The following is an 11,734-nucleotide window of genomic DNA, read 5'->3' as shown; positions in this document are numbered from 1 at the left end:
CGGCCCCGAAGCACTCACCCCCAGCGAGACACGCGTCGCCGGGCTCGCCGCGACCGGCCTGACCAACCGCCAGATCGCCCAACGCCTCTATGTCACGGTGAAGACCGTGGAAGTCCATCTCTCCAACACCTACCAAAAACTAGGGGTGCGGCGTCGGAACGAGCTCGGCGCCCTACTCGCCAACCTCCCCAGCAGGTGAACCGCGGACACTACACGCTGCACCTCCGGACAAGTCGCGAAAACGGCCTCCTCGCCCTAAGGGATGAAGCGATACGCGAAAAAGGAGGTGTGCAGGGAACCACTGAACCTGTCAGCGCCCTCAGAACGCGCTTGAGTACACCTGAACGGCGCCCGTAACGAATTTCTCGCCGGCCGCACGCGGAGATCACCCTACGCGGACCAGCCGTTACCTCGCGTCGCCTACCGACGACCGGCTCACCTTCGCGGCCCCCTCCCAGGGTGACGTCCCGCGGAGTGGTCCAATTCGCAGCTGATCGTGTGGGGTCGGCGAGTTGTGGGTTGGTGTGACTATGCACGCGGCCAGGGCGGTGTGCGCCAGGCTAGGGCAACGTACCGTATGTCGTGACGGAGATCTCGACATCGCACAGAGCGTCGCCCCGGTGAGACCAGTCATGCTCTGTATGCCACTCGTTCAGATTCTGAAGCTCGGCGTCTTTGTACGGCCCGTACGTCTTGTTTATCGTGCAGACAGGGTCGTTGGGGCTGGTTTCGTCGTAGTCCTTGAGGTTGGTGTCAACATTGATCCTCTCGCCGGGGAAGACCTTGAGGATCATGTAGTTCATGCCCTTTGCGTAGCACCACCATGGATATGGCTTGTCATAACCGCCGGTGCACAATGGAGTGTCGGCCCAGTTGTACGTGACACCGTCGTCCACGCCCTTCATGCACCTGGTGGTGTTCAGAGTCTTGTCCGGTATCTTTCCCGACAGCTCCGTCATCTGCCCCCAGGCGACCCCGTTGATGTTCAAGTCCATCTCGCACTCGTCCCACGGCGTTTTTTCGTCGAACAAGGCGGCCAGGTACCGGGTATTCCAGGAGTCGGAAGTGCCCTGTGCGTTGATTTTCCGCGCCCGGATATGTCCATAGATCTCCAGGTGATTGCATGACACCGAATCCAACGGCGTGGGGCAGTCGTGGATATCGTACGGCTTGTACGTCTCATAGGTGATTTTGATGAGGTATCCCTTCGCCGAGGCCGAGGCCGAGGGCGAGGCCGAGACCGAGGGCGAGGGCGGGAGGGCGAGAACACCGGCGCCCATGACGGCGGCGGTCAGCTTCAGCCACCATTTACCTTTCATCATCAACTCCACTTCGCTGATCTACGACGGAATCGGTCGCTGGAAATTCTTGTAATTTTGGCCGGTCAAGTCCGGTCGGGGGAATCGTCATTCCCACCTGTTCCTGAGATGAGGGTGCATGCGCTACGGGACCGGGTTCACCCCCGAACTAGCGCGATCCCGGCGAGGCCCCACAAACCCTTTAAGGTCCGTTGAGACACCCGGCCGGAGCCTGTCGGCACGGCGAGGCGGGAAGACTGCGGCCACGCTCATCGTGCCGATACGGCCAGTTTCGTTACCCGGCAACAACTAAGACATGGGCAAAACCCCTAGAAGATACCCGAAACTCCACGCCACCGCGTTCAGCCTGCCCTCAGCTTCTGGTCTCTAGAAGGATCGGTAGAGACCCTGGCCGCAGGACGGGAGGCGCTTCCGTTTCACAGCCCAGCCCGCAGGGCCGATCCATCGTTGGGGCGGTTTGAAACTGGGGAGCCGTCTTAGGGTTCTCCCTGATATCGCACGGGCTCTTCCATGTAATGGTCACATCATCGATGTGTAGCGCCGTCTCGAAAAGGCAACGACCCGGTCCGCTCGGGCCCGGCCGCCACCCTCGCCAGGCCGATACTCCGGCCCGGACGCTGAGAATCCGCCCCTTCACCATGGCCGGGCAACGGCCGGGCTACTGGTCAGAGCCTGGCGCCGCCCGAGCTCTGACCGATCCGACCATCAGCCGGCGGTCCGGCACAACGAGCTGCCGTCGAAAGCGGTCGCCCCTGTCGCCGCCGTCACCGCCACCAGGGGCACTCGCAACCCTCGTCCACCCACATAGGAGACGCCGAGTGAAGATCCTGCGCACGATAACCGAGCTTCGCGCCGAGCTCAAGCAGCACACCGACGCAGGTTCCACCGTGGGATTCGTGCCAACGATGGGGGCCTTCCACGAAGGGCACACGTCGCTGATGCGCGCGGCACGTCAGCAACACGACATCGTGGTGGTGTCGCTATTCGTCAACCCCTCGCAGTTTCCCGACCGGGCGGTGTTCGACCGCTACCCCCGAGACGAGCGGCGCGACGCCGCCATGGCAGAGGCCGAGGGCGTGGACATGTTGTTCGCCCCCTTGGTGGAAGAGATCTATCCGAAGGGCTTCGCCACCGTGGTCTCCGTCGAGGGCGAGCTGGCCGACACACTGCTGAAGACGAAGCTGAGCATGGACGGGCAGCTCACGGGCATGTGCACAATCATCGTCAAGCTGCTCAACATCGTGCAGCCGACGACGGTGTTCTTCGGCGAGAAGGATTTGCCGCACTGGATCGCAGTGGAGCGGATGGCGGCTGATCTCAACCTCCCCGCTGAGATCGTCGTGCTTCCCACCGTGCGTGAATGCGACGGCCTTGCGATGTCCAGCCGCAACGTCCATCTCGGCGAGCACAGGGAGCGGGCCGGCTGCGTACCCAGCGCGCTGCGGGCCGCGCTGGACACCGCCAGCTCGGGTATGCGCGATCCCCAACTGGCCCGTGACCGTGCGCTGGCCGAACTCGCCGTTGCCCATGTCGAGGTCGACTACGTCGAGATCCTCAACGCCCGCACCCTTCGCGTCATCACTGATCTCAGTGAACCCGCCGTCATCGCGATCGGCGCCCGCGTCGGCGGAGTCCCCCTACTCGACATCGCCCGCACCCACCCTCCGGCGACCCCCACGGTCGCCTGACCCGGCCCCACCCTCCAGTGGTGCGGTCCTTCGCCCCACAGTCGTGGTCGATGCGCCCGGCCTGATGAACGCCGCCACCCGTCACCTGGCCGCTTTCTGCTCGATCGCCAGGATCCCGAGGCGGGCGAGCTTCTTCACGACCTCGACGGACTCCTCGGGGCGGACGCGGGACAGAAAGTCCCTAGCAATTAGTGAGTCGCCGCTCGCCATGGCGTCAAGCGCCTTCGACACCGACTCGGGAAGCGATACCGTCGCTCCGCCGAGGCCGAACTCGACCCGGCCGTCCGCCGACTTCCTGAACGTGAGCTCGGCATCCGTGCGGCTGACTCGGCTGGTCTCACGGCACTCGTCGATACGCGCGATGCTGTGGAAAGCTCGCTCGTCCAGGGCGCTCGGGCGGCTCGTGTGCAGCGCCGTGAGCCGTCGTATCTCCCGCTCGGCGTCCACCTGACGGAGGCGGTCGGCGAGCCCGTCCAACGCCCCTCTCAACTGCTGGGCGTGCGCCAGAACGTTTCCGTCGCTCAGATGCGGACAGGTCCGCAACCGGACGCCGTCTTCGATGATCTTATCCACCGTCAGCCGGACAAGCGCCGACCAGGTTGCGGGTTGCGCTGTGAGCGAGACATGCAGCGAGACGGCGTCCTCGGCCATCGCGACATGCGGGGCGTTCTGGGGAATGAACAGGACATCACCGGGCTGCAACGCTGTCTCCAGCTCCGGCGTCCCGAGCGATTCGGTGTTGTAGCTGGCCGCACCATCGCTCCGGATCTCCGGAGCCGGCCAGACACGCCATATCTTCGTTCCGTTGAGCTGCAGGACAAACACGTCTCCCCGGTCATCGTGCGGCACCGAGCCGCGGCCTCCGGCCGGTGTCAGGAACGCGAAGACGTCGGTCGGGGCCGCGAGCTTCTCCGCCACCGTCTCGGCGAGCGCCCGCAGGTTGCGCCGGAAATGCTGTACAGAGTTCCACACGATCGTGGCTCCCGACCGGAACTGCGTGTAGACGTTCTCGGTGACGATCGCGCCATCGGAGCGACCGTGACTCGTTCGCACGTAGGTCTCGTCGCTGACGAGCGATCCCGCCTTGACGATTCTCAGATGATGCGGCCGGAGAGTCTCCTGCCGCAGGATCTCGTCGAGGTCGGCCACCGACAGGACTTCTTTCGGGTCCGCCGCGAGCGCGTTACGGCGGACGTACGGAGCCTTGCTGAAGTGATATGCGAAGAAATCGTCTTCATCGCCGACGAGCTCGGCGAACGAGGGAACGTACATGGGTCCCCTTTCGAACAGGTCTGAGACTTTCCATCGAATCCGTGAGCAGGAACAGGCGGGAGCGGACGGGCGTGCCGTCCGCTCCCGCACAGGGATCGGGCTGGGATGGTGTCTCTGCCAAGGAGGCAGGTCGCGCTGGTCTGCCCCGACCGTCGCATCGCCTGCCCATCGGGCGAACATGCCACAACCCAGGGAGAGCCCCGCCCCAGGTGAGCTACGGAATCTTGAACTCTTCGATCGCGTCGACCTCGACCTCGATCTCGATGAACGCGTCTTCCATGCCGGCACCTCCCCTCGTCCGCTTCAGCGGGCTGGTGCACCGCCGAGGAGCAGCGACCCCAACGGAGTCGCCCTTCAGGATCGTCCGCTCGCACGAGCGTCTCCGATATAGGGGTCGACCCTTATCTTCACCCCTGAGTCTTCTCCGACGACCCCGTCGCAGGCAGCAGGTCAGGCCACCGGTGGGAGGCGCGGGCGCTGGGAAGAGGAGGATGGCGCTCAGGCGATGACACCGGATTCAGGTTGTTCTTGGTCGATCAGCGAAATACCGGAGACCTCTTGGTTGTCGATACACGACCTCTCCGACTCCCCGCCCTCAAACCGCCCCACGCACCGGAGCAGACTTCGATACAGGTCCTAGCCGACGGTCAGCGGCAGCGCCTCGATACTGCGGACGAAGAAGCTCGGCCGATAGTTGATCTCGCTTCTGGGGACGGCGAGGCTTATCGTCGGGAAACGTGTCACCAGCGCGGGAATGGCCAGTTCGGCGACCAACCGCGCCATCGCCGCACCGATGCAGTTGTGGATGCCGTGGCCGAGACCGAGGTGCCGCACGTCCTTCCGCGTGAGATCGAGCCTGTCCGGGTCCGGGAAGCGCGAGGCGTCCCGGTTGGCCGACATGACACCCGCCAGGACCGGTGCCCCGGCGGGCAGCCCGGTGCCTGCCAGCTCAAGCTCATGCTTGGCGAACCGCCAGTTCAGAGTGGTCAGGGATCCCTCGTAGCGGAGGAACTCCTCGACTGCGGACGAGGCGATTCCGGGGTCGTCGCGCAAGACCTCTTGCTGGTGCGGGTGGTCGAGCAGGGCCAGAATCGCGTTGGCCAGGAACGTCTGCGTCGTGTCGTACCCGCCGAGGACCAAATTTGCGATCATGGCCACCAGCTCGTCCTCACTGAGGCGGTCCTCACCCTCGCGCGCGGCGATCAGGTGGGTGATGAGATCGTCTCCGGGCGCCTGCCGCCTGATCTCGATCAGTTCTTCGGCGAGATTCAGCAGCGCCTTGGCGGCATCGGGAATCCGCTCGGGATCACCGGAGTTGATCGCCTGCGCGTTCGCCGCGACGTACTCATGCCGGTGAACTTCGAAGCCCAGGATCCGGCCGAGTGCTCGCGCCGGAATCTCTGGGGCGAAGTCGCTCACGACGTCGAATTCACTCCTGCCCTCGAGGGAGTCCAGGAGCACGCCGATCTCTTCGCTGAGCACCTCACGCCAGATCCTGACATTGCGAGGAGTGAACGACTTCGCGGCCAGCTTGCGCAGCCTCGTGTGGTTAGGTGGGTCGGCGACCGCCATGATCTTCCCTACGGGCGACCAGCCCAGGCCTGCCCCGTGGAACTCGGCGCTGGCGAAGTCGGCGTCTGTGCTGAAACGGGAGTCGGCGAGGAGATCGCGCACGTCGTCATAGCGGGTGACCATCCACATGGGAACGTCGCCGATCGGAAACCTGAATTCGTGAACTGGGGCGTGCTCCCGCATCCACGCCCAGGTCGGGTGAGGGTTTTGGAAGTACTCAGCGCTATACGGGGCGGCTGGCGACTGAGCTGTTGTCATGCGATGTCCTCCGCTGCGATGCCCGGCCACCGGACCCCCATCCGCGAGCGGTCCGCACTAGCGGGACTGAACAGTGTTAAGCATCCACGATCACAGTCGCGCCCTGTCGAATGCATCAGGGATCACCCCAGCATTCACCCCCTAGAGAGCCTGTAGCAATGCCGGTCAGAGTCATTCGTTGATCGCGGCGATGAGGATTGTGCCTTCGTAGCGGACGGCGAGTTCGTCGTACCTGGTCGCGACAGCGCGGTGGCGTTTGAGCCGGTTGATACCGCACTCGACAGCGGGGCGCTGTATGTAAACCGCAGGGTCGCAGGGCCATACCTGCCGGCGGGGCTCAACCTGCAGATCCCCGTTTTCCCCGCCCCGGCGGCATGCTGATACGCCTGGGCAACCGCGGAGTCCACGCTGACGTCCCAGATGATGCACCCGGCCTCGTCCGCCAGCGCCTGCAACGCAGTCAGAATCTCCTGCCAGGTACCGTCCCGCTGATAGCGCCGAAACGGCGGATACACCGCTGACCAGGACCCGTAGCAGGCGGGCACACTCGGGGTGAGTGCATGGGGGCCGGTGAGGTGTGCACTGCCCCGGGCCCGTGCCGCACTCACCCACCCCCAGATGCTGACCGCCGCCACCAGCGGAGCCTCCCCGAGCATCGCGGGTCATCTCGCCTTGGTGGTCGGCGACCTCCACGAGGGCGTCGCCACCTATGGCGAGCTGATCGCTGCGGCGCGCAAGCAAGGCTCCAGAGTGGCCCTGGGCGAAACACGCGTCGCCCACCTCGCCGCCACCGGCCTGACCAACCGCCAGATCGCCCAACGCCTCTACATCACCATCAGAACCGTCGAAATCCACCTGTTATGGGGCCGACGTCCCGGAGCCCCTGCGTCATCGGACCGTGGTCCAGAGCAGGTCGACGAGGTTGCCATCTGAACGAATTGGACGTCCAGACCGTCGAGGATTCCGTCGTCGTCGGTGTCCGGGTCGAGCGGGTCGCTGTCGTGAGCGACTTCGAAACCGTCGCCGAGCAGGTCGCCGTCGGTGTCGGCCTCCACCGGATCGGTGTGGTGGATATAGATCTCGGCAACGTTGGACAGCTCGTCGCCGTCGAGGTCCTCATCGGCGTCCTGGACGCCATCGCCATCGCTGTCGCGCTTGAACGGGTCAGTGCCGAGGACGTCGACCTCGGCACCGTCATCGAGACCGTCGACGTCGGTGTCACGCTCCCGGGCCGCGGTACCGGTGCCGTAGATCTCGACGCCGTTGGTCAGCCCGTCCTGGTCCTGGTCCGCATCTGCAATGCACGAATAGTCGACCCTGTAGTGCTTGAAGAAGATCTGATCCGTACTGACCAGATCGTTGTCAAGCAGGATCACGTGCAGCTGACCCTCGATGTGCGGTGAGCCAGGCACAGCGTCCCGGTTCCACCAATCGGCCCCTTCCGGCTCTTCGCTGGTAAGGCTTTCGGATGGGTCGTACTGGAAGTTGAACGGGTCCGAGCCGCCGTTGGCGGACTCGTCGACCAGGTGCCCGTCCGGATCGAACAGATGAATGCCACCACGATCAGCTGAGGCAGGCGAGTACCCACCGTTGACGAGGTACAGGTCTCCCATCGGTGTGAAAGTCGCGCCCTGGACGTTGTCGAAGAGGAGATCGAGCGGGCCGCCGTCCTCATCGGTCAGGAAACGGTCGCCGGCCGGATGGAAGGCGGTAGCCACAAGACCGCTCGCCAGCATCGAGGTGTCCACCGCGAACCGGGCCAGCGGCACCGATCGCGATACCTTCGACCTCGACACGTACAGGAGATGCTCGTTCATGTTGTAAAAGGCGGCCGAGGCGTGCGTCCATCCCTCGAGCGTGAAGACACCCTTGTACGACAGGTTGGCAGCCTGGAAGACCGCGATGCCCGCCTTGGCGGCTCCGGTCGCGGGATCCTGGCCCGCGACCGGCACGAAGAGGAAGCCGTCGAACTGATCGAGGTCCTTGAGATCCTCGTACCCGGCCGCCTTCAACGAGGCCGGCATCATGATCGCGCTCACTCCTGGCGGCCAGGTGCCGGGATCCTTCGGGTCGATGTCGCTGTCGAGGTCGACCGAGACCGGCACCTTCATGAGGAACGCGTACCCCTGCCCGGTGAAGTACCAGTTCTTGGAGTCATGAGCCACACCCTGCAGGTTGTCGACATACCCGAGCTCAGCGTCACTCGGATGCTCGCCCAGGTACAACGTCTCCGGGACCTGGGCGCAGTCGCCCGCATGAGCGGGTGCGACCTGCCCCAAGGCGATTCCCAGTGCCATCGCCGCGGTCATGACGACCGCAGTCAGCCTGCGCCTGACCACCGCTGCAGCCCTCCGCAGCATAAGTCCGGGCGAGGGGCGGGCAGGGCGGCCCGTAGGATCGGTTGATCCGAAGTCAATCATCTGAACATCCCGGTTTCAGGTTGAGTTTCAACGGCCTAAATTTCCCTCCCGGGGGCGGGCCCCTTCCGGTGAGGAACAGGCGCCAACCGACGAGAAGCCCCCGGAGGAAAGGCGAAGGTCGCCGCCATTGCGAATGCGAGTAGCTCCAACCGTCCGCCCTCGCGACGCATACGCGCCCTCATCAAAGTGATCGCCGCGCGGCGGGAGTACGGCTGACGTGGCGATCCGCTCCAGTCCCCGCGGCACTTGATCCGATCACGGAGAGGAAGAATCTGCTCGGTACGCCATGTGCGGCCTCCCCGGCCGTCGATCACAGGCAGCGTAAGGCCGCTTAATCGGCTGGCACCTTCCCGCCGTTTCACATGTCCTTAATCTTCATGAGAAGGAAGGCAGCCGAGATCCGGGACATCCCTATCGGACACCCGAAACTTAGTTCTCGGCGCCTGGCGGAGGTGCGGGCGCCCAGTTCCGTTGGTTCGTCGCGATACGTCACGATCACAGTGCCCGCCCTGGGACGGTTGCCAACTCGCGTCCTCGCAGTAGAGCGCGGCTACCTCTGATAACTCTCGGGAGGGGATTGGGTGGGGGGATTGGGGTGAATCCCAATCCGTTCGGACGTAATCGCGCTCCTCACGGGCACTGCCGCGGTCGCTGACGACCAACAGGCCGCCGGCGTATCGACCCCGGCGCCGAATGAGGGATGCGCGCCGATCTGGCCCTTACTTAGGCGCTGAGCAGGGACTGCCTGACCGACATCGCAATGTTCCGCGCCCAGCCGCAGCTGTTCGGCTCGATCGCCTCCGACCCGCGGTGCTCCGGCTGATCGACCGGCTGGCCGCCGATCCCATCCGCGCGCTGAAGGCGATCCGCGCCCCCGGCACCGACGGTCAGCTGATCCCGATCGACATCGACGCGACCATCGTCATCGCCCACTCCGACAAGGACCAGGCCGCGCCTACCTGGAAGAAGACCTTCGGGTTCCATCCGGTGACGGTCTTCGCCGACCACGGCCCCGGCGGAAGCGGGGAACCGCTGGCGATCGTGCTACGGCCCGGCAACGCCGGGTCCAACACCGCCGCCGACCACATCACCGCGACCCGCCTGGCCGCGGCTCAGCTTCCCAAGCAGCGCCGCCGTCAGGTGCTGATCCGCACCGACTCCGGCGGCGGCACCCACGAGTTCCTGTCCTGGCTGACCCGCCCCGGGCGGCGGCTGTCGTATTCCATCGGGTTCGTCCTCACCGAGGAAGTCCAGGCCGCGATCCTGGCCCTGCCCCAGCAGGCGTGGACACCCGCCTACGACGCCGAGGGCCAGGTACGGCCCGGTGCGTGGATCGCCAAACTGACCGGCCTGGTGAAGCTGGACGGCTGGCCGAGGGGAATGCGCCTGATCGTCCGCCGGGAGCGCCCGCACCCGGGCGCCCAGTTGCGCTTCACCGACATCGACGGGCACCGCTTCACCTGCTTCGTCACCAACACCAAGCGGGGCCAGCTCGCCGACCTGGAGCTACGCCACCGCCGCCGCGCCCGCTGCGAAGACCGCATCCGCGCCGCCAAGGACACCGGCCTGCGCAACCTGCCCCTGCACGACTTCGCCCAGAACCAGATCTGGGTGGAGATCGTCGCCCTGGCCTGCGAACTCCTGACCCGGATGCAGATGCTCGCCCTGGGCGGGCCGGCCCGCCGCTACGAACCGAAACGGCTGCGGCCGCATCTGTTCGCCGTCGCCGCACGCCTCGTCCGTGGGGGACGCCGCCTGCGCCTGCGCATCGCCGCATACTGGCCCTGGGCCGGCCAGCTGGTCACCGCCGTCACCCGGCTCCAGGCCCTGCCAGCACCGACCTGACCAGCGCCAAATCATCCCGACTACCAGGAAGGACACCCCGCGGGCCCGTGGAACCCCGCATCCCCGGCGCGACAGCCGGGCCATCGGCCTGACCACAACTCCAAAATCACACTCCAGCCGAATAGCTCAGCCAGCCACCGGACGGGCGCGAAAGATCGAGGCTAACGTCAGCATTACGACCCGCTTACGCAGATTGCGTATATACCTCCCGAGGCATCCTCCACCGAAAGTCGCCAGCCAACCGGCTTGCCGTTTTCCCGGATTGGAAGACTCGCGGTCACCCTAGCCGGCGGTTTGCTGCTTGCGATAGTGAAGCCGCCGCCCATCGCGAACAATCCCGCAGGGCAGGGCATATCCACGACACCACCAGGGAAGTCGAATGCCTTTGAAACAACCTGAATCTCGCGTAGGCCGGAGTCGCCCTTTTCACCCTTTGGTCCGGCCGGTCCAGGGTCGCCCTCCGGCCCCTTCGGCCCTTGAGACCCCCGAGGCCCCTGAGGCCCCTGAGGCCCATTGGCCCCAGGGGGGCCCGCTGGGCCCTGCTTATTCCAGGAGACCTTGGTCTCCGAAGAGCGGCACTTCGCAGTCATGGTGACCATACGCATGTACCGCGTTTTCTTGTTGACACAGGCGTAATAGACGGTGTCGCTTGCCGACGAGGCCGTGGCGGATCCACCGACGGCGAGAATCGCTCCGGCCACTGCAACAACCGTCATGAGGCCAACCGTACGCCCGCCCCATAGCTTCATAGCCACGAACTCTCCTTTGAATATCTGATGTCTCTGGACATGTCTGCGGCCAACGGCACCTACGTCTACAGGGAAAACGTAACGTTTGCATCTCACACAATGACCCGTCAGTCCCGACTCAACACAATCCGACCAGGTCACCGGGGATATCACGGACGAACTCAAGGGGTGGGTCACCGCAATACTTAGGGAACAAGATTGGGGTTCCACCCGAATCTTTCACCTCGGCGAATTGGGCCCCGGCCTCGGTTCTCGTTGCCCTGGCGGCAGCAAACGAGGGCGGCGTCGGCGATAGACGCTCCCCTTCCTCGGCCCGCCGACTCCTCGCACATCGGTGTGCCGCATCAGGACATCTTGATGTCAACGACACTCGGATTCTGGCTCTGGCACTGATTCTGTGATCTTCCAACGCGCGACTGCAGGGCGTTGCTGATCTTGCTGCGTGACGGTCTCGGAGTTGCTCGCGGTCCTCTTGCCTCACCTGGCCGACCTGTAGATCGACGGTGTGTGCCGGTCGAGTAGGTCGGTGCGGATCCGGGCCAGGACCAGCTCCTCGCAGGCGACGTGCCCGCGGTGCGGCATGATTTCCCAGCGCCTGCACAGCAGCTACG

7 protein-coding genes and 1 pseudogene are annotated in these 11,734 nt (G+C 64.9%); 4 read left to right on the top strand and 4 right to left on the bottom strand.

Translation table 11 applies throughout. The features are described 5' to 3' along the window. Window positions 1-199, top strand: a 199-nt coding sequence (locus FLW16_RS02890) for a helix-turn-helix transcriptional regulator (protein WP_142557235.1), incomplete at its 5' end; no start/stop codon positions are given. 361 nt (window positions 200-560) lie between these two features. Here the strand turns inward: FLW16_RS02890 and FLW16_RS02885 are convergent. Then, window positions 561-1,331 carry a hypothetical protein gene (locus FLW16_RS02885; protein ID WP_142557234.1) on the bottom strand — a complete coding sequence of 257 codons (771 nt, stop codon included), beginning with the start codon at window positions 1,329-1,331 and terminating at the stop codon, window positions 561-563. Window positions 1,332-2,137: 806 nt separating this feature from the next. Here FLW16_RS02885 and panC point away from each other — a divergent pair. Then, entirely contained in the window at window positions 2,138-3,007 is an 870-nt protein-coding gene (panC, locus tag FLW16_RS02880) for a pantoate--beta-alanine ligase (RefSeq protein ID WP_185949211.1), read from the top strand. Window positions 3,008-3,088: 81 nt separating this feature from the next. Here panC and FLW16_RS02875 read toward each other — a convergent pair whose 3' ends face one another. Next, a complete protein-coding gene (locus FLW16_RS02875; protein WP_185949210.1) occupies window positions 3,089-4,279 on the bottom strand; it encodes a JmjC domain-containing protein in 1,191 nt (396 codons plus the stop codon). 636 nt (window positions 4,280-4,915) lie between these two features. After that, window positions 4,916-5,974 carry a cytochrome P450 gene (locus tag FLW16_RS02870; RefSeq protein WP_221890849.1) on the bottom strand — a complete coding sequence of 353 codons (1,059 nt, stop codon included), beginning with the start codon at window positions 5,972-5,974 and terminating at the stop codon, window positions 4,916-4,918. Between the two features lie 753 nt (window positions 5,975-6,727). Between FLW16_RS02870 and FLW16_RS46100 the strand changes: the two genes are divergently transcribed. Beyond that, the gene (locus FLW16_RS46100) at window positions 6,728-7,042 is read left to right on the top strand and encodes a LuxR C-terminal-related transcriptional regulator (protein WP_142557226.1); all 315 of its coding nucleotides are present in this window, start codon (window positions 6,728-6,730) and stop codon (window positions 7,040-7,042) included. Here the strand turns inward: FLW16_RS46100 and FLW16_RS02855 are convergent. Then, on the bottom strand, window positions 6,934-8,418 hold the full coding sequence (locus FLW16_RS02855) for a hypothetical protein (RefSeq protein ID WP_142557224.1): 1,485 nt from the start codon (window positions 8,416-8,418) through the stop codon (window positions 6,934-6,936). The two genes, FLW16_RS46100 and FLW16_RS02855, sit on opposite strands and share 109 nt — an antisense overlap. A gap of 838 nt (window positions 8,419-9,256) precedes the next feature. Here FLW16_RS02855 and FLW16_RS02850 point away from each other — a divergent pair. Further along, window positions 9,257-10,374: pseudogene (locus FLW16_RS02850) on the top strand (IS1380 family transposase); the annotation flags it as partial. Window positions 10,375-11,734: the final 1,360 nt, after the last annotated feature.

The organism is Microbispora sp. KK1-11 (assembly GCF_006874435.1).
GTDB classification, from domain to species: domain Bacteria; phylum Actinomycetota; class Actinomycetes; order Streptosporangiales; family Streptosporangiaceae; genus Microbispora; species Microbispora catharanthi.
This window is presented reverse-complemented; position numbering and strand designations above follow the sequence as displayed.